Annotated in this window: 14 protein-coding genes and 2 pseudogenes; 8 read left to right on the top strand and 8 right to left on the bottom strand. The window is 39.7% G+C overall.

The window, feature by feature from the left end:
• Positions 1-5: 5 nt before the first annotated feature.
• Together GQR53_RS06965 and GQR53_RS06960 are read right to left on the bottom strand one after the other, a co-directional pair.
• Entirely contained in the window at positions 6-2,750 is a 2,745-nt protein-coding gene (locus tag GQR53_RS06965; RefSeq protein WP_165743296.1) for a cadherin-like domain-containing protein, read from the bottom strand.
• A 198-nt stretch (positions 2,751-2,948) separates the two neighbouring features.
• Positions 2,949-3,641 (bottom strand): hypothetical protein, encoded by a 693-nt coding sequence (locus tag GQR53_RS06960; RefSeq protein ID WP_240917453.1) that lies wholly within the window; start codon positions 3,639-3,641, stop codon positions 2,949-2,951.
• Between the two features lie 153 nt (positions 3,642-3,794).
• On the opposite strand from GQR53_RS06960, the gene GQR53_RS06955 reads away from it, so the two are divergent.
• From GQR53_RS06955 to GQR53_RS06935, 5 genes are read left to right on the top strand one after another with little or no spacing between them, the layout of a single operon-like run.
• Complete coding sequence (locus tag GQR53_RS06955; RefSeq protein WP_165743294.1) at positions 3,795-5,156, top strand: TolC family protein; 1,362 nt, start codon at positions 3,795-3,797, stop codon at positions 5,154-5,156.
• On the top strand, positions 5,153-6,298 hold the full coding sequence (locus tag GQR53_RS06950; protein ID WP_165743293.1) for an efflux RND transporter periplasmic adaptor subunit: 1,146 nt from the start codon (positions 5,153-5,155) through the stop codon (positions 6,296-6,298). The genes GQR53_RS06955 and GQR53_RS06950 overlap by 4 nt, the downstream gene beginning before the upstream one ends.
• Positions 6,298-9,486 (top strand): efflux RND transporter permease subunit, encoded by a 3,189-nt coding sequence (locus tag GQR53_RS06945; protein ID WP_165743292.1) that lies wholly within the window; start codon positions 6,298-6,300, stop codon positions 9,484-9,486. Before GQR53_RS06950 ends, GQR53_RS06945 begins: the two co-directional genes overlap by 1 nt.
• Positions 9,486-10,169 carry a response regulator transcription factor gene (locus tag GQR53_RS06940; protein ID WP_165743291.1) on the top strand — a complete coding sequence of 228 codons (684 nt, stop codon included), beginning with the start codon at positions 9,486-9,488 and terminating at the stop codon, positions 10,167-10,169. Before GQR53_RS06945 ends, GQR53_RS06940 begins: the two co-directional genes overlap by 1 nt.
• Entirely contained in the window at positions 10,166-11,458 is a 1,293-nt protein-coding gene (locus GQR53_RS06935; RefSeq protein WP_165743290.1) for a HAMP domain-containing sensor histidine kinase, read from the top strand. Before GQR53_RS06940 ends, GQR53_RS06935 begins: the two co-directional genes overlap by 4 nt.
• A gap of 747 nt (positions 11,459-12,205) precedes the next feature.
• Here the strand turns inward: GQR53_RS06935 and GQR53_RS06925 are convergent.
• Positions 12,206-13,063 (bottom strand): annotated as a pseudogene (locus tag GQR53_RS06925) (MBL fold metallo-hydrolase).
• A 169-nt stretch (positions 13,064-13,232) separates the two neighbouring features.
• Positions 13,233-15,116 (bottom strand): propionyl-CoA synthetase, encoded by a 1,884-nt coding sequence (locus GQR53_RS06920; RefSeq protein ID WP_024605811.1) that lies wholly within the window; start codon positions 15,114-15,116, stop codon positions 13,233-13,235.
• A gap of 186 nt (positions 15,117-15,302) precedes the next feature.
• Here GQR53_RS06920 and GQR53_RS06915 point away from each other — a divergent pair, with 186 nt between their 5' ends.
• Positions 15,303-15,704: an NUDIX hydrolase gene (locus tag GQR53_RS06915; RefSeq protein WP_024605810.1), complete on the top strand. Its 402-nt coding sequence runs from the start codon at positions 15,303-15,305 to the stop codon at positions 15,702-15,704.
• On the opposite strand, the gene GQR53_RS06910 is transcribed toward GQR53_RS06915, so the two are convergent.
• The 3 genes and pseudogenes from GQR53_RS06910 to GQR53_RS06900 form a co-directional block, all read right to left on the bottom strand.
• Positions 15,705-16,802 (bottom strand): polysaccharide lyase family 7 protein, encoded by a 1,098-nt coding sequence (locus GQR53_RS06910; RefSeq protein WP_024605809.1) that lies wholly within the window; start codon positions 16,800-16,802, stop codon positions 15,705-15,707.
• Positions 16,803-17,158: 356 nt separating this feature from the next.
• Positions 17,159-17,932 (bottom strand): annotated as a pseudogene (locus GQR53_RS06905) (transporter substrate-binding domain-containing protein).
• Between the two features lie 100 nt (positions 17,933-18,032).
• Positions 18,033-19,037: an AraC family transcriptional regulator gene (locus GQR53_RS06900; protein WP_165743288.1), complete on the bottom strand. Its 1,005-nt coding sequence runs from the start codon at positions 19,035-19,037 to the stop codon at positions 18,033-18,035.
• A gap of 97 nt (positions 19,038-19,134) precedes the next feature.
• On the opposite strand from GQR53_RS06900, the gene GQR53_RS06895 reads away from it, so the two are divergent.
• Both GQR53_RS06895 and GQR53_RS06890 read left to right on the top strand, forming a co-directional pair.
• Complete coding sequence (locus GQR53_RS06895) at positions 19,135-19,581, top strand: SRPBCC family protein (protein ID WP_101216759.1); 447 nt, start codon at positions 19,135-19,137, stop codon at positions 19,579-19,581.
• Positions 19,578-20,399 (top strand): sterol desaturase family protein, encoded by an 822-nt coding sequence (locus GQR53_RS06890; RefSeq protein WP_165743287.1) that lies wholly within the window; start codon positions 19,578-19,580, stop codon positions 20,397-20,399. Before GQR53_RS06895 ends, GQR53_RS06890 begins: the two co-directional genes overlap by 4 nt.
• Before the next feature lie 11 nt (positions 20,400-20,410).
• Here the strand turns inward: GQR53_RS06890 and GQR53_RS06885 are convergent, their stop codons facing one another.
• The gene (locus GQR53_RS06885; RefSeq protein WP_165743286.1) at positions 20,411-22,249 is read right to left on the bottom strand and encodes a DUF4105 domain-containing protein; all 1,839 of its coding nucleotides are present in this window, start codon (positions 22,247-22,249) and stop codon (positions 20,411-20,413) included.
• Positions 22,250-22,321: the final 72 nt, after the last annotated feature.

Raw genomic sequence — 22,321 nt, 5'->3', positions numbered from 1 at the left:
CTTATTTAAATACCTAGTGGGGTAGTGTCTTCGCTATCAATGACGCCATCGTTATCGGCATCTTGGTCGGCAATTAATCCTGCTAAGGCTATGTCTTCATCGCTGGTGTTAGGTAAAAAGAAGTTAGGTAAGCCGTCGTGGTCGGTATCTACGCTTGCTATCGCTATGCCTCTAAAGTCATCGCGAGAGGCGACTAAGTTGGTCATGCCTATGTAAAGCTCAAGCTGATCGGCTTCGCCATTAACCCCGTTACTAATTAAGCTTTGTGCTTTGCTAATATCGTTAATTAACGTAAAACTGTTAACTAAGTCTGCCATGTTGTCGGCAATAATTGTATCGGCAAAGCCCAAAATAAGAGGCTCAAGCGTATTTAAAAGCGTGCTAGCTTGTGTTTTTGCATTACTATAATTTGCTGAAAAGTCGCTAATGTTCGCTGCGTTTGAACCCATACTTGAAAGCATAGAATAACGTAAAAATTCACCTGTTTGAGCTTCTTCTAAACCAATTACTTCGGCTTTAACAGCGGCTAAAATAGTTTCTAGCTGATCGCTTGTTAACTCATTTAACGCAGGTGTTATTTCTGTAATTGCATCATTTAAAGTGGTGCTTGCAAGCGATGTTTGGTTTGCATTAACTAAGTAACCTAAGGTTTCTAGGCGGGCTTCAAATCTGTCTTCGGTATCTTCATCTAGTGCAATATAGCTAAGTAGTTGATTGTGTACACCGGCCACTTGCTCCGCTAAGCCGCCTTCAATTAGCGATACTATTACTTGATTATGCGCCGTAATTGATGAGCTATTACTTAGCGTGCGTATGTCGCCATCATCAAGCGTATTAAGTATGGTTAAACATTTATTAGCCGCACTTGCTGTATCACCACCAACTCGCGCTGTTAAGCTTACTAATGACTTACAGCCTTTGAAACCCGTTAAAAACGTGGTTGATGACTCTTTGCTAATGTATTCATCAGAGGCTAAAAAGTCGCCCGCATAGGTAAATACTTGCTGTGCTAAGTCGTTTCTGCCGGCCTCACTTAAAATTAGGCCTGTGCCTGGGACGTTATCAAGTTCGGTAAGTGCTCTAAAAAATTCGTTGTAATCGCCATTTTCAGTAAAAAAGTTGCGAGCTTGTGCTGCGGCACTTGTTATATCTTCACCGGCAAGTAGGCGGTTAGCTATATTAAAGCCATATACTTGCTCTTGCGCGTTGTTTATATCGGTTTCGCTGTCTGACAGCGTTATTGCTGGGTTTTCGTCGCTTTGGTATAAGCCTTCAATTAAGCCCGCTAAAAATTGAATAGGGTAAGTGTAGTTATCTAATGTAGCGGCGCTGTATGGCGACGCTGAGTAGGCGTAGTTACTATCAAAACCAGTAGAGCCATACATAGCAAGGACTTGGTTAGTGTAATCTTTTGCTGCTTCAAATTCGCCAGCTCTATAAAGGTATTGCGCAGCCCAAGCCCCGTGCAACGTTTTGTATTGCTCGTATGGTTGGCCTTCGTATTCGCCGCTACGTACAAGTCTGTAACCCGTTTTTACCGCAAGTTGCGCGTAGTTATTGGCAAGTAATTTGGCTTGAGTTAAATCACTTTCATCTAGGCTTTGTGTATAGCTTTGTAGGGCATCATCTATTGATAAGCGTACGCTATTTAAAAAGTAGCCATAGCTTGATGTGTATTCGTCTTCGCGTACTTGCTCAGCGTATAACGAAATTGTATTCAACAAATTACTTGCTTGCGAGACTTGATCGGCGTCTAGGTAGCTTTTTACTAAAGAGTAAAGTGCTGATGCGTCTGATGAGGCAATGTTATCGAAACCTTTATCAGCTAAGTATTGGTTGTAGGCCGCTACCGCTTGGACGCGGTAATCGTTTGCTTGCTCTGTTTGGCCTATTTCATCAAGTGCTTGCGCCACATCTTTTAGTGCCGAAGAACGCGCCGTTTGCTCGTTTATAAGTGCTAAATAGTCGTTAGCAGTATCTAAAAATCCTGCACGCGCATAGGCCGCAGCTTGGGTTGCGTATATATCGTAACGAGACAGTTCGTCAGCAATATTTGCGCTTAGTTCATCTGCTTGTTTTAGGTGAGATAGGCTTGAACTGTAGTAATAATTAAGTTTGTCTTCGTTAGTTACATAAGAAGGGCTTAACGAAATAATTGCAGTTAATGGCTCGCTAATTAGGCCATCTGTGTAACTAATTTCAAATTGCTCATCAATGCTGCTTAGAGTTTGTGCCTCATAGGTAAATTCACCCGTGGTGCTATTTATGCTCATTACGCCATTACTAGGTGGTGTAATTAAGCTAATAGTTACGGTGTCACCATCTAAATCTTGCGTAGTAATAATCCCTTGTGTGGTGGTTGAAGAGGTAACAAACACGTTATTGGTTAGTAACTGTGGTGCATCATTAACATTTTCTACGCTAAAACGTACTACAACATTTGCTGTTAAGTTGCCATCGCTTGCGCTAATGGTCGCGGTATCTTCGCCATAATAATTACTAAAAGGCGTATACGTAAATTGACCATTTGCTTCTACTGCTATAGTGCCGTTACTTGGTGCATTAGCAAGTGTGTAGCTAAGGGTATCGTCGTCGGTGGCTGTTACTTGAGCAGTAAATGGAGCGTCTTCGTTTACAGTAAAGCTTAAATTAGGTTGTGCAAACTGCGGGGCTGTGTTGCCAGAGCCACCACCACAGCCAGTTAAAGCAAGGGCGCATAATATTGGGGTAAACTTAATTAGCTTGTTCATTATTGTTAATATAAAAAGTTAATGATGTTGCGAATGATAACTGATATCAATTAGATTTAAAAGTTTAATCTGTATTTGTATTATAAATAGTGAGTATTCAATTGAAGTTGAAAATGTCCCTAAAAAGCAAAACCCTGCGCTTAACAGGGTTTATATTGCAAATAAGAGAGTGTTACTAAATGGAGGGGAACCAATTAATTATTTAAGATCGTTAATAATAAGAAGGGGGAAGTTTTTAGCTGAGCGAGGTTGCCAATTATTATAGCTAATATTGCTAATTCCAAAATAGTTAAGCACTTTAGGTGAATACGTCCAGCCACGGGCACGTTGCTTTATAGCTGCGCTGCGTAAATTGGGTTTTAACCCTACAGTGAGTAAATCATGATTTACGTTTAATTTTTTGTATAGGGCTTTTTCGCGCAGGCTTGCTTTATTAATTACCTCATCGTAATGAGCACGTAATTCTTCCCACTTTTGGCTTTTTTGCGGCTCTTCTAAATGCTTTACCATGGCATCAATATCACTGTCTAACCATTTTGCTGAGGCTGCATCGCCATGCCAACCGATAATTGCATTAGGTTCTATTGTAGTAGGGTGCCCAGCAAGCAACACATAATTAGCACACGATGAAAAACAAAACTGCTTTATATTTACGGTTAATTTATGCGCCAAAATTAGCTCGGCTAAATCCATTCCTAAAGCTATGTTTCCGCCGCCGCTGGTAATAGTAAAGGTATTAATTGTGGGATTGTTTTTTAACAGCTCAGCTGCTGTATTGTTATTTTGTTTGTTGATTTGACCACTATAAATAAGCGTTTTATCGCTTAAAGTGACTTGAGCCTGCAATAACCTAGGGAGTATTAAAAAAAGGGTAAAAATTAATTTATGCATGTGGGTTTTGAATGAGTATTTTTGCCAAAGGCTACGTAATTTGGCTAAGCGAGGCAAATACTAATTTGTCTAAAGTAAGTTAACTCCTTTTAACCCACTCTTAACCCTTGCCCTAATAAGCTATGTGTAATAGTACGAATTAGGCATAGTTAAATGGTTTATTTTAAAAAGCACTCAACCAGTTTGTTATTTGCACTTAGTTGTACGCTTGCTGCATGTAGTAGTCAGCCAAGCTATAAAGGTAATAGTACTGAGCAGTCGCTAAAACAACATACAAACTGGCAGTACACGCAAAATAACGCACAGCAAGTAAATTACATTACCGATTTGGTGGATATTGAAGGGCTTGATTCGCTTATTGAGCAAGCTGTTACTAATAACCCATCGTTTAATCAAGTGCATGTTGCATTAAAATTAGCTTATGCGCAGCGTGATGTAACTGCTGCAAGTCAGTGGTTTAGTGTAGATGCGGGATTTGACGCGCAGCGCAGTGAAACCGAAGGCACGCAATATAGCTCATCAGTAGGTATAAGCTGGGAAGCCGATATATGGCAAAAAATTGCTGACAATGTAGCCGCGCAAGATATGACTATTGCCAGTAACCAAGCTACCTATCAAGGCGCTAAAGACACATTAGTAGCGAGTGTTATTCGTACTTATTTAAATATTATTTTGCAGCAAAATTTGCTCGATATAGAGAAGCAACGTTTAGTTGTTTTACAAAATAATGAGCAAAGTATTGTAGAGCGCTACCAATATGGGTTAGGTGATTTAGAAGCGCTTGATACCGCCCGTACTAGCACGGCATCTACTCGCGCAACCATTGCCGACTATCAAGAGCAAATAGCAAAAGCAAAGCGTGCTTTAATGCTAATTGTAGGCACTGATAAACTTCAAAACCTGCCAAATACATTAACACTACCAAACGTTATTGAGCCATTAAGTACATTACCAGAGCAAGATTTAGCGCGCCGACCTGACTTACAAAGTGCCTATTACAACATTCAGGCAAAGCATTACTTGGTTGATGTATCGTACAAAGAGCTACTACCTAGTATTTCGCTTTCGGCATCACTGAGTGATTTTGCAAGCACGCCAAGCCAATCATTATTAACCAGCCCAGTGTGGAGTTTATTAGGCAGTTTAAGTGCCCCTTTATTTGAAGGTGGAGCACTGCGTGCGCAAGTTGATATTGCAAAATTAAATGCCGAGCAAGCGTTTTGGCAGTACCAAGATACGCTGCTAAGTGCGGTAAACGAAGTTGAAAATGCACTCGGGCAGGAGCAATCATTAACCGAGCAGCAACTGCAAATTAGCAATGCACTTGCTAGCGCTAAACGCAGCTTTAGTAACTATCAAAGTAAGTATCAACAAGGTTTGGTTGATATTTTAGATTTGCTAACAGTGCAACAAAAAGTATACGACCTGCAAGCCCAGCTTAGCCAAATAAACTACACCCTTTTAACTAACCGCATAGATTTAGGCCTCGCTTTGGGCCTTGGAGTATCGTCATGAAAATTTCGCCAACACCGGTTGTTGTAACGCTTGTTGCTATTGTTTGTATAGGGCTTGCTATTATGTATAACGGTCAAAAAATAACTGAACAAGCAAACAGCCCACAACCAGCCGCTATTAAAGCTATTGCCCCAAATGTATCGGTAATTAATGCAGCTCCGAGCACTTATCAGGCTTATGTTAGCGGCCACGGTGAAGCTAAAGCGCATTGGTCACTTAGCTTAAAAGCACAAGTTAAAGGCGAAGTAACCAGTATGAGCGAGCAATTTGCGACCGGTAGCTTAATAACTAAAGGGCAGGTGTTTGCACAAATTGATGACACCGAATACTTACAAGCTCTAGCTAGCGCAAAAGCAACATTGGCTGATGCAAAACTAGCACTGCAAGAAGAACAAGATTTAGGTAATCAAGCAAAACGTGAATGGGATCGCTCAGGCGTTACGCAAGCGCCAAGCTCGCCGCTTGTATTTAGAACGCTGCAGTTAGAAGCCGCGCAAGCTACGCTCGATAAAGCACAATATGCACTTAAAACCGCACAGCGTGATGTAAATAACACCCAGTTAAGTGCACCATTTGACGCTGTTATTTTATCGCGCGATATAGATTTAGGTACTTATGTGAGTATTGGCGATACGCTTGCCACGCTAAACAGCACTGACAAAGTAGAAATAACGGTACCGCTTTCATTAAGTCAGTGGCAAAACCTAGCAAATAATAAATCAGGCGAGGTTATTTTAACTGATGTAACCACTAATACTAAATGGAACGGTTATATTGCACGTTTTGAGCAACACCTTGATGACAGCTCGCGTCAACGCAGCGTAATTGTTGCCTTAGATAAACCGTTTGAGCAAACAACGCCGTTACTGCCTGGCACATTTTTAGCGGTAGAAATTGCCGGTAAGCAGTTAAGTAACGTAATAAAACTGCCTGCTTCGGCGGTATCTCAAGATGGCTTAATTTGGTACGTAAATGATCAAAATAGCTTAGTAAGCACACACGCTAATAAAGTATTTGAGCGTGGGGATTACGTATATATTACGCCAGTAGATGGTGCTAAAAATCTAAAAGTGGTGGCGCGCCCACTTGTTAGTTACTTAAACGACATGAAAGTAAATCCAATAGTTGAGGAGATACAATAATGAGCCCTCATCAACCACCTCAAATACCCAGTAATAATAACCCGCTGCATGGTATTATTAATTGGTTTGCAAATAACTCTGTTGCCGCTAACTTATTGTTAGTTATTGTGATTGTAATGGGTATTATGTCGCTTACGACTTTACGTAAAGAGGCATTTCCGAGTTTAGAGCCAGATACTATTTCGGTATCGGTGGTTTACGACAGTGGCGATGCATTGCAAGCCGAAGAAGGAATAGCGTTAAAAATTGAAGAAGCGCTCGAAACCGTATTAGGTATTAAACGTATTATCTCTACATCCGATGCTAGCGGCAGCCATGTAAGCATTGAAAAAAGTACTGATTACTCACTCGATGAGTTACTTGTTGACGTTAAAAACCAAGTTGACGCTATTAATAACTTTCCCGCAGATGCTGAGCAACCTGTTATTGATAAAGCCCGTAGGCAAGATCATGCATTAACGCTGCAACTTTTTGGGGATGCCGATCGCCATACATTACAAAACCTGGGTGAAAAACTTAAAGCCGATTTATTAGCGCAATCAGGCATTAGCGACGTAGCGCAATCGGGTGTGCTCGACCCGATGATGTCCATAGAAATCGACGAAGGTAAATTACAAGCGTATGGCTTAACTATTAGTGATGTAAGTGAGGTCATTAATAATGAGTCATCAAGCCCGCTTTCGACTAGTTTGCGCGATAGCAGTAAAATTATACGCTTGAAAGCCGCCGACCAAGCTTACTGGCAGCGCGACTTTGCCAATATTGTATTGTTGAGCACTGCATCAGGCACGCAAATTAAGTTAGGCGATGTAGCAACAGTTACCGACTCATTTGCCGAAGACAGCAACTCATTAAGCCGTTATAACCAACAAAATGCCGTAGGCGTTGAAATTTTAATGGGCGATAACAGCGATATAACTACCATTGTTGAACAAGCTAATAGCGTAATAGATAAATGGCACGAAAGCGGTTTATTACCTCAAAACGTAGAGCTTGAAAGCTGGCACGACAAAAGCACCATGATCACCGAGCGTTTATCGCTACTTACTAAAAATGCCGTGACCGGTATTATTATGGTGTTTGTAATACTTGCCATATTTTTAAACGTACGCGTAGCGCTATGGGTGGCTGGTGGCTTGCCGTTTGTATTTTTTGGCACGCTTTATTTTATGACCGATGGCTACACCGCACTGACCATAAACGAAATGACCACCTTTGGCTTTATTATGGCGCTGGGCATAGTGGTAGACGATGCCGTTGTTGTAGGCGAGAGTATTTACACCACACGTAAAAAACATGGCGATACATTAAATAATACAGTTTTAGGCACCATGAAGGTTGCTGTGCCAACAATATTTGGGGTGTTAACCACGGTGGCTGCGTTTGTGGCGCTTTCGAATGTGTCAGGTAACTTAGGTAAAATTTACTCTCAATTTGCCACTGTAGTGACCATTTGTTTACTGCTTTCGGTTGTTGAATCAAAACTTATTTTACCATCGCATTTAGCCCACATTAGTACTAAACGCCAAGTTAAAAAAGGCTTAGCAGGTCTGTGGTCAAAAATACAACATGGTGCTGATAGCGGCTTAAGCTGGTTTAGTAAAAACATTTACTGCAAGGTTATTGAATTTTCACTGCGCTTTAGGTACGCCGTAGTGGCTGCGTTTATCGCCTTTTTTATATTAGTTATTGGCATGCCGATGACAGGCACAGTTAAAGTTGGCTTTTTCCCAAGTATTGCAGGCGATACCGTAACAGCCGATTTGGTTATGCAAAACGACGCAGCTTATGGGCAAACAAACACAAACTTACTAACGCTTGAGCAAAGTGCATTACAAGCTGAGCAAAACTTAATGACTAAGTTGAGCTCTGACAAAAGCGAAATAACCAGCCTACAAGTCATTAGTAGCAGCGACACCAGCGGTGAAGTAAGCGTTGAGCTATTAAACGAAGGCGCTTTTACAGCAAGCGAATTTGCTCAAGAATGGCAGCGCGTAGCAGGTAGCCTTGAGGGCAGTAAAAAATTACAAATATTAGCCACGCGTAAAATGGTCGATAACTTTAAAGTTGAACTTAAAGCGTGGGACGACGAAACCGTAATGGCGGCGGGTGCACTATTTAAGGAGCGCTTACAAAATACCGCAGGCGTTAACGGAATAGACGACAACTTAAACCCAGGTCAGCCACAGCTTAAATTTACCCTAAATGCACAAGGGCGCGCGCTTGGCATGGATACAGCTAGTTTATCAAAGCAAGTACTGCAAGCCTTTGGTGGTGCAGTTGTACAGCGCTACCAACGTAATAAAGACGAAGTTAAAGTACGTGTACGCTACCCAGAAGATGCTCGTAAAACACCTGCCGATATAATGCAGTCGCGTATTCGCCTACCCGATGGCACGGTTGTCCCTTTAGTTAACGTAGCCACAGTAAGCAGTGAATATCAGCAAGATGAAATAACCCGCATTGATGGACTTCGTGCAATTTATTTAAGCGCCCAAGTAGATAAAAACGTGATTGCTCCAAACGAGTTAGTTGCTAATTTAAAGCGCGACTTAATTCCTGAGTTAACACAGCAATTTCCTAACTTAAGTGTGTATTTTGCAGGAGAGGCAGAGCAACAAAGCGAAACCACCAGCTCAATGAGCACTATGTTTGTAGCGGCTTTATTAGTTATTTACGTGTTGCTGGCTATTCCGCTTAAATCGTACATTCAACCTATGTTGATTATGGTAGCAATTCCGTTTGGCATTGTGGGCGCTATTTTAGGACATTGGTGGAACGACTTAACCATTAGTATATTGTCGTTAAATGGTATTTTGGCGCTCAGTGGGGTAGTTGTAAACGACAGCTTATTACTTGTTTCACGCTTTAACGAACTAGTAAAAGAAGAGGGCATGAGCACGCACGATGCCATCGTTGAGTCGTGTACGAGCCGATTACGTGCGGTATTACTTACCTCAATTACGACGTACGCAGGCTTAGTGCCGCTACTTAGCGAAACCTCAATGCAGGCACAATTTTTAATTCCTGCTGCGGCATCACTTGGCTACGGTATTTTGTTTGCCACGGTTATTACCTTAATACTTATACCGGCATTATTGATGATTCAAACCGATGCTAAACGCGGTATTGATGCTGTGCTAATATCGCTAGGTGCTAAAAATAAAACGCAGGAAGTAGCCTCTTAATGATAAACGTACTACTGGTTGAAGACGACATAGATTTGGCAACCACCATTGTTGATTATCTCGAAATTGAGTCAATAGAGTGTGACCATGCAAGCAATGGCGTAATGGGTTTAAATTTAATAGAACGTAATCAATATCAAATGATTATATTAGATGTAAACATGCCCAAAATGGACGGTTTAACCATGTGTAAATCATTGCGTGAGCAAGGCATTGATATACCTGTATTAATGCTGACAGCGCGCGATAGCCTGGACAATAAGCTTGAGGGGTTTGCAGCCGGTAGTGACGACTATTTAGTAAAACCATTTGCGATGAAAGAGCTAGTAGCGCGGGTTCAAGTATTAGCAAAGCGTAAAAGTGGAGAGGTTAAGCGACTTACATTTGCTAATTTAACACTTAATTTAACCGCGCATACAGCAACAGTGGCAGAGCACAGTTTAAAGTTATCACCCATTACTTTTAAGTTATTAGAAGTGCTTGTACGAGAGCAGCAAAAACCGGTAACCCGACAGGTAATTATGCAAGCAATATGGGGAGGCGATCAGCCAGACAGCAATAGCTTAAAAGTGCATATTCATCATTTGCGTAAACAGCTAGAGCAGGCGCATTGCCAAGCCATACTAGAAACAATACCCAGTGTAGGGTTTGCGCTAAAATTAAAAAATGGGACACAAGCATGAAAATTAGACCCAGCCTGAGGTTGTATTTTTTTGCCACCATGGTGCTTTTAAGTTCATTAATGGCAATTGGTTTTTCGTTTTTAAGTGTTAATTATTTTATTGATGGCTTAGACCGAGGGTTAAACGGAGTTATGTTTGAGCTTTCGCAAACCACTGAAGTTGAAGACGGTCAGCCAAAAAATATTGTTGGATTTAATGTGGCAAGCCGTTGGGAAGACATGCCAGAAATAATACAGCAAAAATTTGAAGTTATGCCAAATGAAGCAGGCGTACTACAAAAAATGAAAGATGACACCTCATTGTTTGCTATGCCCGCAGACTTGTTTTTTGTTGTTTACTATCAAAACCCAAATGGTGAGGCGCGTTATATATCGCGCATTATGCTTGAAAAAGATCGCCCTAAAAGAATGGGAACTGTAAAACCAATACACCGTATGACATTGATAGCCATAACAGGTTTTGCAGCCATTGCCTTATTTACCTTCTTTTTGTTTATGGTAATGAAAAAAATAGCTAAGCCAGTAGAGTCACTACGCGGTTGGGCTAAGTCGTTAAATCAAAAAAATTTACAAAACACGCCGCCCGATTTTACCTATAACGAACTAAATACCTTGGCAACGCTAATACGCAGTAGCTTGCTTTCTGCTCACGAGAGCCTTGAGCGAGAGCAGCGCTTTTTAAATTATGCGAGCCACGAGTTACGTACACCAATTTCGGTTATTCGTAGCAACGTTGAGTTACTTAACCGCTTAAGCGAAAAAGCACCTTTAAGCGATAAACAGCAACTTACACTGCAGCGAATAGAGCGCGCCGGTTTAACCATGAGCGATTTAACCGAGACGTTATTGTGGCTTAGCAGAAATGACGACCAGCAAAGTGCACCAGAGCCTGTAAACCTAGCCGAAAAAATAACGACCTTGGGTAACGAACTCGATTATTTACTCAATTCAAAACAAGTTAATGTACTTATAAATACTGATAACCAAAGTACGACTATTAGTACCGAAGCCACCGCATGCCACATTGTGCTTACTAACTTAATACGTAATGCGTATCAGCATACGCAACAAGGTCAAGTGCGTATTACTCAACAAGGTAGCCGCGTAATTATAGTAAATAGCAGCGAACAAACGGATATGCCACACACTGCTAATAACACAAACAAGCCCGCCAATATTGGCTACGGTTTAGGATTAGAGTTAAGCGAAAAAATAATAAAACGACACGGTTGGGTATACAAAGTAAACGACATGCCTGGGCGTTATGAAGTGGTGGTCGATTTTAGTTAATAGACTTTTTTATACTTAGGTTGTTACATTCAAAAATATTTAATTTAACGCTGAGAATATAAAAACTTAGTGATAGTAATGTGTTAAGTAATTTGTTAAGACTATGAATAGTAAAGAATATTAACGATAGACTTACATGGAGTGTTAATTCATATGTTCAAATTCATAATTATTTTAATCTCAATTACTTCTTTCAATGCCTTGGCTGCAGAGAAGGTTAAACTTGGAGTTGTGGGGAACGTTGGCGCTGATGGTTTTTTTAGTCCGACGGTAACATCATTTTATTATTGAAAAAGTAGAGCCTAATTCACCCGCTGAAAAAGCAGGGATTGTTGCAGGACAGGAAATCATTTCTATAGAAGGCTGTAAAATTCCAGGCTGCCCTGCCAGTGAAGCAAAAGAATTAATGCGCAAGGAGTCTGGAGAGATTTTACAATTACTTTTAGAGAATGAAGATGGTAGCCAAGTACCTTTAAAAATCCCTATGAATGCTTGGTAAACCTAAGACGTTTTTAAAATACCTAAATATATCCAGCCTATAAAGTATGTTTATTCCCAAAGCGTGGGTTTGTGTAAATGAACTAGATGCAATTGGAGTATTACTTACTCGGTTTGTATGTAGGTTACTGCTTAAAGTAATTGAGGTAGATTAAAAAGGTTTGATCAGTAATAACTTTATTTAACTAATTAATGAATACATTGGTATTGCGTTAAATACGGCAATACCAATAATTATTAGATTAAAGCTTATAAATCGCTGCGCCAACCCATACCAGACTCTTCCATTAAACGCTCGTACACGCCTTCTATGTTAAGCGGTAACCATGCATCAAACTGTTTAAAGTCACTAAATTGGTCTAATTTTACATTTTTTTTAATTTCATCAAGCGTATTACCGGCTAAAACGCCTGCTGTTACTTGGCTGTATAAAAGCTCTAAATAACTTAAATAGCGCGCTACATCAGCCTTGCTGCCAATATCGGCATGTCCGCCTACAAAGGTATCAAAGTTATATTTGAGTACCGCTTGGGTTGAATTAATCATGCCTTGAATATCGTAGCTCCACAGCTTTTGCCACGGCATTCTGCCAATAACAATCCAATCAACTACAAATAGTGTTTTTTGCTTTTCGAATAATATACTAACCGAACCACGACCATCGTTTGGACCATGGTAGTTAAGCTTTACTGTAGAATCACCAAGGGTAAGTAGTAGCTCGTTATCAAAAGTAAGGCTGGGCGTTACTGTTTTCATTTGCGTGTTTTTAATATCTTGCGCAGCGAGTTTATGCGCTACAAACGTGGTGTGCGGGTTTTTAAATACCTCGGCGCCGTAAATATGATCGCTGTGATTATGGCTATAAATTACATACTTTACCGGTACGTTATAGCGGGTTTTAATTTGCTCGTTTAACCAGGTGGCGGCTTTTTTATTAAGCGGGTCGGTAACAATTGCACCTTAAGAAGTGATTAAAAATACTGAGCGGTGTCTGTCGTCTATAAAGCGGTGTAAGCCATCTCCTAAGTCTTCTATTTCATAGGCTTGTGTGGCAAAGCCTATAAACAATAGGGCTGTGGTTAATAGTTTTTGTAGCAAGCGGGGCATACACCATTCCTTTTTAAATTGATTAAATTAATAACGCTATTAAAAGAAGAAAGCATTAAGCCGTAAAAAATTTCAGCTATTGGTTAAATTAAAGCTTAAGTAAAAGGATCAAATATAAGGATGAAATAAAAAGCCATTATAAAAATGGCTTTAGATAGGTTGGTTGGGTTTATCTTTGTGTTAGTTGTTGGTTTATTTCTTCAAAGATACTGGCATCATCTATGGTTGAAGGTATTTGTAGTTCTTCGCCATCAACTAGTTGACGTAAATTTTTACGCAGTATTTTACCCGAGCGTGTTTTGGGCAGCCTATCTACACTGACTATATTTTTAAGGCACGCAATAGCGCCAATTTGATTACGAACACTTAAAACAAGTGCTTCTTCCACGTCGATACTTGAGCCCATAAAATCATTTTTAAGCACGATCATTCCCATAGGGAGTTGCCCTTTTAGGGGATCGTTTACACCAAAAACAGCGCATTCAGCAACAGCAGGGTGCGCGGCTACTATCTCTTCCATTTCGCCGGTAGAAAGCCTATGCCCTGCTACATTTATAACGTCGTCGGTTCTGCCCATAATAAATAGGTAGCCGTCTTCATCAATATAACCGCCATCGCCAGATAAATAATACCCCTCGTATTCATTTAGGTAGCTTGCTTTAAAGCGCGGAGTATCTTGCCAAATTGTTGGTAGGCAACCCGGTGGAAGTGGCAGTTTAATTACCACGGCGCCTTGCTCGTTAGCTTTGCATTCATTGCCATCCATATCTAATATTCGCACGTCAAAACCTGGAGTTGGCACGGTAGAGCTGCCAGGTTTTGTTGCTAAGTACTCAAGCCCTACAGGGTTACAAGCAATAGCCCAGCCGGTTTCTGTTTGCCACCAATGATCGAGCACTGGCAGTTTGGTTTTTTCTTTAAGCCACTCGTAAGTGGGAGGATCTAACCGCTCGCCAGCTAAAAATAAACGTTTTAAGCTTGAGGTATCGTATTGATTAAAACCATCGGCATTTGGGTCTTCTTTTTTAATTGCTCTAAATGCGGTGGGGGCACTAAATAATGCATTTACTTTATATTCTTCTACCACGCGCCAAAATGCACTAGCATCGGGCGTTTTAACGGGTTTACCTTCATATAATACGGTCGCGCAGCGATACATTAGCGGTGCGTAAACTATATAAGAGTGCCCAACTACCCAGCCAATGTCAGACGCTGCCCAAAATACGTCGCCGGGCTTCATACCATAAACGGTTGCCATGCTGTATTGCATTGCCACTGCGTGACCGCCATTTTCGCGTACTACGCCTTTGGGTGTGCCTGTCGTGCCTGAGGTATATAAAATATAAAGCGGGTCATCTCCATTTACCGGCACCGGATCTGCGCTTGCAGCCGTTTGCATTGCCTGAGTCCAATCTATGTCTCGTTTAGGCTTAAGAGTGGCGGTTACTTGTGGACGCTGATAAATAACGCAGTGTTCTACTTTATGCGCAGCTAAGTCTATTGCGTTATCAATGAGTGGTTTGTATTCAATAACGCTGTTTACTTCAACACCGCATGAGGCGCTAAGTATAAGCTTGGGCTTGGCATCATCAATGCGTACAGCCAGTTCGTGTGCAGCAAATCCACCAAATACCACCGAATGAATAGCACCAAGGCGCGCGCACGCCAACATACCAATAACAGCTTGTGGGATCATTGGCATATAAATAACAACGCGGTCGCCTTTTATAACACCTAACGATTGTATTACGCCTGCAAATTTAGCAACTTCTTGTTGTAGTTGTGAGTAGCTATAAGTTTGCTTTGTATTAGTGACTGGAGAGTCGTAAATCAGTGCAGTTTGCTCGCCAAATCCGGCAATAACGTGCTGGTCTAGCGCTAAAACACTGGTGTTTAATTGCCCGTCACTAAACCAATGGTAAAGCCCGTCGTCGTCTTGTGTGTATACTTTTGTGGGGGTTTTATACCATGGAATATTTTTACTTTGTTCGAGCCAAAACTCGGCTGGGTTTTGTTTAAAGGCATTATATTGCTGTTTATATTCGCCTGACATGTAAGGCTCCTAAAGCTAAATTTGTGTGTGAGAGACCTTACAAAATGTAGGCTTTTTTTAGTAAGCAAGCTATTCGACCTTGGTCGGCTAAAAGTTAATCAACACACTGGTTTTAAAAATACCAAATTGACAACACAAAGCGTGTGGTTCAGCATGGCGGGCAGTAAAAATAAGAGAAAATACGATATGAGTAACGTAGTAAGAGTTGGTGTGGCGGTTATCATAAAGCACCAAAACACAATTTTACTAGGTGAGCGCATTGGCGCGCATGGTGCTAATACATGGGCAACACCTGGTGGACATTTAGAGTTTGGTGAAAGTGTTGAGCAATGTGCAATACGAGAAGTGTTTGAAGAAACAGGTTTAAAGGTAAGTAAAATTACTAAGCTTGATTTTACCAATGATATTTTTACAGCAGAGAACAAACACTATATTACGCTGTATGTAAAAGCTGATTTTGAAGGCGGAGAGCCTGAGCTTAAAGAGCCTAATAAATGTTTAAAGTGGCGCTGGTACGATATTAATAATCTACCAACGCCACTGTTTACATCACTAAAAAATTACTTATCTGAGGCTGTACTAGCCTAGTTATTTTGTTGGCGGTGTCGCTGGGCTTAACGCTAGTTTACTAAAGCTTACTTGAGCGTAATCGCCATTTTGTTTATCTGTAGACCAATCGCCAGTACCTAAACAACCTGGGTACCAAATACCTTTCGCGCTTTTAGTACTACATTGGTTATAAGCGCCGGCTTTAAAGTAATGCCAATCTGCAGCGTAGCCATGTGGATGGTCTTTTTCGTCCACTTTGCCATAAGCATCTACGTTATTACCTAAGTTAATAGAGTAATTAACGTCTTCTTTGCCTTGTGCGCTAAATGTAAGGTGCATAACATTTTTATACACATTTACCGTGTAGCTAAATTCTTCACCTAGTGCAATACCTGCACCGCCTGGCTCGTTAGGGTTTTCCCATGTATTACCCCAAACTGGGTAAGTAATGTCTGTACGATCAGGATTCGTTTTAGCTAAGTTACGTTCGTAGTTCCAAAAAACTGAGCCTGTTTTATGTCCTGGCCATTTTTTGTAATATATTTTAAGTGGCTCATTGCCCCAGCCATAACCAAGCTTGGTATCAATAAGTGCCTGATCTTTACCTGCGTGAATTTGCCCTATAACAACCGAGTAAGCTGCTTTTTTATCAGGGTCGGTAGCACGTAGCGCAACGTGATCTACTTTTAATGTTGCTTCCATTTTTCCACCAACAGAACCAAATCTGTCAGATAGCGGGTGAACAGCTAAAGCAAAGTTGTTTTTAGAGTGTTTAGTTTTAATTTTAGTATTTGATCCACGGATCATTTGTCTAAGTTCACTACGGGTATTAGTAGAGTTAGCACTTGTAAGCGCTTTATTAGGGGAGGTAAATACCATGTAGCCTTTTTCATCAAGGTAGAAAAAATCAGGGTGTGCGTAAGTCTGAATTTCTTCTACATCTATTTCATCAATTTTACCGTCGTTGTTTAAATCCACTGGTACATTTATTTTCCAGTGAGATAAATCAAACTTTGTTGCAGGTACCGGCGCATCGCTTTGCTGATTAGTGCTTTGGGTACTTGAACAAGCGGTAAAAAGTAAAGGGGTGATAACGGCTAAAGCCGTAAGTTTAAATGTGGATGTATTTTTTATCATTATTGTCTCTGTGTGATGAAGTAAAAATTGTGCGGTACAGGCATCGCTTAATCTCAATCTAGCATACCAATTTAAAAATTAAAACTTACCAATTAGTAAAATTAAATATTTTTTAAATGATTTTTTGTTATACCAATTTGGTTTAGGTGTTTTTTAACGGCTTTTATGGAAGTGTTTGCGGTATGTATTTTATATGTGCTTGGCTATTCATTTAGTGATGTTTAACGTAGATTTTGGCGCTAAGGTGTAGTCTATTTTGGGGGGGAGGAGATTTTTAATTTTGTAGTTTGCTTTGCCGCGTTTAGCAAATAACTAAATAACCACTGCCAATAACTAATGTCGGGCTTTAACTATGGTTAGTGCTGCAAGTTAGTCGTGTTTGGTAATAAAAGTTGCCACTTGTTTAAAATGGCATGGTATTCACCATTTTATTTAATACTACTTAATGCGTCAGAGAGTGCTTTAGCTGTTTTAGGATTAAGTTGATTACTTGCTGCAAAATTAAGTGAGGAGGGAAGATCGCTTAAATGAATTCGTTTTGTTATTAGGCTAGGATCGAGTCCTAGGCTTTTTAGCTCGTTATTAAGTGTAAGTGTATTAGTTACTACAAAGTCGATTCGGTTTTTATAAAGCATTTGCCAAAGTTGATTATAGTAACTGACCAGTATTAAGTTGTTATTTTCGGTAAAGCCTTTTTGCTTTAAGTAGGCTTCGCTCAGGTAGCCACGAATGGTTGCTACTTTATACTCTTTAGCAAAATTTAAGTGAACAACTTCATCTATATGGCTTTTTAAGCTAATTAAATAAGCATCTGCAAAATACACTTCCCCTAACCACGTATATTTATTAATCCGCTCTGGGGTTTTTAACAAAGACAACATTATGGCGTTGGTATTTGTTTTATGCTCCTTAAAAACGCGGGCCATAGGCATTATTTCAAAATTAGCGGTTAAGTTTGTTTGCTTCACAACTGCTTTGGCAATGTCGACTAAAGCGCCGCTTACTTCACCTTGCTGATTTTTAAAGTGATAAGGAGGAAGGTCTTCAGCTATAAATGTGACGGGGTCTGCGTTACATATGGCGCTATAAAACATAAATACACAGGCACTAAATACAACACGCACTAACATAAACAAATCTTTTTAAATAATATTATCACTAGTGTAAAGAGTGCAGCTTAAAAGGTATACATTTTATGTTTATTTAATGTAAATAAACAGCATTAGCACCTTACTTTGATTTAGCGCTTTTTGTAAATTTTAATGGCGAGCACTTATGCCAGCGTAAAAATGCGCGATTAAAAGAGCTTTGATCTTTAAATCCTAAAATATTAGATAAATCAGCAAGTGGCATGCTGGCTATTAATGCATCTGCACGTTTTTTACGTTCTTTTTCAAGTAACTGAGCAAAGGTTAAGTTTTGTTGTTTTAAGCGTCGTTGTAGCGTTCGAGGTGTTAAATTGAGCGCATCAGCTATGCCTATTAGGTTGCAGTTTTGCAAGGTGGTTTTAGCTGTAAGTAACTGATTAACTTTATCGTCAATACGCTGCTGGCTTTTAAAGTTAGAGAGTTGCTGCTCTGACAATTGCTTAAAAGTAGAATTAATAATGGCGTTATCGGTTTTAAAGGGCAGCGTTAAATAATGGCTCGGAAAGCTAATTTGATTATATTCAGCACTGCTTTTTACAGGGCATTTAAACCATGATTCAAGGGCGCGTCTTTGCAATGGCAACCAATTATAAGTGAAACTAATACTACTTGGCGAAAGCGTTAAGTTTATTAACTGGCGAATTACACTTACCCACGCGGTCATGTTTCGTAAAACAACATGCTCATTACAACTTTGATGAGCAATCCAACGAATAATTGCTGTATCAATATTTAGTTCAAACTTGGCCTTACCAATATCAGCCACCAAGCTGTCGTAGCTTAACAATGCTTTAATGGCACTGCTTAAGTTATCGCTTGATTCAATTAAGTAACCTAAAACGCCGTAGTCAGCAGTGCGAATTTGTTGACCTAGGGTAAAACCAAAAAGAGGGTCGTTAAGTGTTTTCTTGCCATAAACTAATAAAGCATTGTAACTATTTAAACTAATACGCGGCGCTAATTGATGGGTATGCTGATTACTAAATTCGTCAAAGCTAATAGCGTGCAAAGCCGTTTTAGTATTAATGCCTTGCGCTTGTAAGTAATCAAGAATACTTGAAAAGTAATGATCAGCTAATGTGTGCATTTGTCATCTAAAGCTAAAAAATAGTCGTGTATTAGCAAGTTTGCCACGTTAAATTTTTATATGCTAGTTGAATGCCTAATAACCTCTTGCTGTAAAAATGATACTTATAACAATTAAACAAACGCTTAATGCACAGCCAAAGCAAATAATAAGCACACTATTGGATCATCAACAGTTGCATCGATTTTTTAATGCCAAATTTACGCTGCTACAAGCACAAGACGAAGGGCAAATAGAAGGCGGAAAAGGATCTGTTAGGCAAGTGAAAATAGGTAAAATAACGTTTTCAGAGCAAATAATCAGTGCCGATCAAAATCAGATCAGTTACCAAATAGTAGGCGATAAACCAGTAGCTAATCATCGAGGCGATATATACCTCACTGCAAATAAAGACATCAATACTTTAGTTACCGAACTTAACTATTGCATAAGCTGCTCAGCTCCATGGTGGATGCCAAATGCATTACTTAAATATGTTATTACAAAAGATATAACCCAAGCGTTAAACAATTTAAATAATTATTTTTTGGCGGGTAAAGTATGAACTCAGAAATTATTTTGCTCGCTCTTAGCCCGTTATTTTTGATATTTGTTTGCTGTGAGTTTATTAAGTTTAAGCGCTATTACGACATAAAAGATAGCCTAGCAAATACAGTGTTAGCGCTATTACACCAAGGCGCAGATGCTATTGCGTTACTGCTGTTAATGCCTTTATTTAATTGGTTGTATGACTATAGATTGTTTGATATTGAAGTGAGTGTATTAAGTATTGCATTTGCATTTTTACTGCAAGATTTTTTGTATTATTGGTTTCATAAAGCATCGCATCATATTCATTGGTTGTGGGCTGCACATGTGGTGCACCACAGCTCAACTAAAATGAATTTCACCACCGCATTTAGGCAAAGCTTAATGTACCCCGTAGCCGGTATGTGGGTGTTTTGGCTACCTATGATTTTAATCGGATTTGAACCGCTAACAGTATTTAGCGTGGTTGCATTAAATTTGGCGTATCAATTTTTTGTACATACTCAAATAGTGGGTAAGTTAGGCTGGCTTGAAAAAGTATTTAATACGCCTTCGCATCACCGAGTTCATCACGCAATAAATACAGGCTACCTTGATAAAAACTTTGCAGGTGTACTTATTATTTGGGATAAGTTATTTGGCACCTTTGTAGAAGAAGATAAATCAAAGCCTTGTAAATACGGCATTATAGGGCAGCTTAATAGCAATAACCCAGTCGTTATTACGTTTCATCAGTGGGAGCACTTATTGAAAAGTGTTTATAAGGCATCGGGAATAAAAGCTAAATGTAGAGTGCTATTTGGCTACCCTACAAGTAGCATTAAATATAAATAATATTGAAAAAGTTAAAAGTAAAACTGCATAGCTAAACTCATTGATGAATTATGGCTATGCCATTGAGCATGCTGTACTTTGCTGCGCAGCGATACATTGCGAGAAACAGCGTAATTCCATGTTATAGCTATTTCGCTGTGCTTACTTGCTGCGTTATCAGTTAGCCATAATATATTGCCAGTTAAAGCGAGTTTATGGTTATTGTTTATTTGCCAAATTACACCGGCTTCGCTGCCTATTCCAGTACTAAGTCGGTCGGTTATATCGCCTGTATTTAGCTCAAATTGACCAAGAATATAGCCGTGTAGATTATTAGGATCGCCATAAGATTTACCATAACCTCCTTTTGTAAAAAAGCGGCCTAAACGTTTATTGTCACTTGGTTGTCGGTCAAAGCCCATTTTAAAGTTCCACGACCAGCTATCAAATACGCGGTTATCGGGTGCAAGCGACATAGCATCTAATAAGTAAAAATGTTCAATATCTGCATTTCCTTCGTCAGTAATAGCGGCTTCCAAATCAAAAAAACTAATTTGTGCACCCGCTATAAAACCTTCAGGCCTATCTAGTAAGTCATGATACGCAAGCCTATAACCAAAATTTGTAAGGTTTGCTTGGTTATTATTTTGTACCCTACCTAGCGTTACTTTAGAAGAGCCATGACCTTGCTCTGGAGAAGCAATAGGACGACTTGGCTTAGTAAATGGCGAAGCTACTTTATATTTGCTGCGCATTAGTAGTAGCTTAGTTAGTCGCGGGGCAATTTCTTCACGCTTTAATGCTTTATCGTAAAATTCAAAATTTAACCATTCATACGCCATTTCTAATATTGCGACTAATTGCGACTGTGAGTAATTACGAGTATTGAGGGAGCCACCTTGTATTAACTCTCTTGCATCATCAAGTTGTTCGTTAGTCATTTGAGTAGAGTAATGGTAAAGCTTAGTGCCAAAAGCAGGGCGGTAATTAGGTGATTGTAGTAAGTTGTTATTTCTTAGTACTGCAACGGTATCTGATGGAATAGCTTGCATATTAAATGACGATGTTAAATCAAGGTCCTCTTGTGCGAGTTGTAATAATGCAAGTAATTGATAAGAGCAGTTTTCATCAATAAAAAAGTAATCAAATGTAGCTGATTGTAGCTCCCATAAGTGCAATAAAATAAGCTCTACTTGTGGCTCAGATAAATTAAGTTTGTATTCCCAAATATCACGAGATTCTAAATCATTATATTCGCGTACTTTTTTATAGTACGGCATAAGCGAAAATTTACCAGGATAGCTGCCAATCAGGCCTTTTAGTGCGTACATAGCTGCATTGTCTGAGCCGTCTGGTTCTGCTGCAAAATTAACCGCAAATGCGAGCAACTCTTTATGGCGAGTCTGATCTTTTGCATCAATACGAAGTAAGGTGTGACCAAACATTGATGATGGGCTATTCATAAATGCAGTAGGAAAAACTAACGTAACCCCTTTTGGGTTTATTATTTTTTGCCACGTTTGAAGCTCTGGGCAATTAAGCGCGGGCCAGTTATTTTTAATTTTTGTTTTTAGCCATTTATAGCGTGCTGGAAACCGACAGCGAGATTGTGTTGTTTTTGGGTCAGTATTTTTACCACTAAATGCGGCTATAGTGGCTTCAAGTTCGTCCAGTGGACTTGTTTTACCTATAGGAGATAAAAAAAACTCAGCCCTATCTACTTCACTTTTCCAACCACCTAATGTGGCCCCACGGTAATGACCTAATTTGAGCCAGTAAGGGTCGGTTGCTAAGGTGTCATTTTTAAAACTTTGAGCGTTTACGTAAGTACTAAACAGCGCAATTGATAAAACAAAGAATATTTTTTTCATAATCACTAAACAATAAAAGCCGCTAGAGAAATACTCCAGCGGCTTTATTTATACGTATAAAACCGGCTAATT

It is taken from the genome of Pseudoalteromonas sp. Z9A6 (assembly GCF_011378805.1).
GTDB lineage: Bacteria > Pseudomonadota > Gammaproteobacteria > Enterobacterales > Alteromonadaceae > Pseudoalteromonas > Pseudoalteromonas distincta.
Note: the sequence above shows the minus strand (reverse complement) of the source record. Positions and strands in the feature narration are given on the sequence as shown.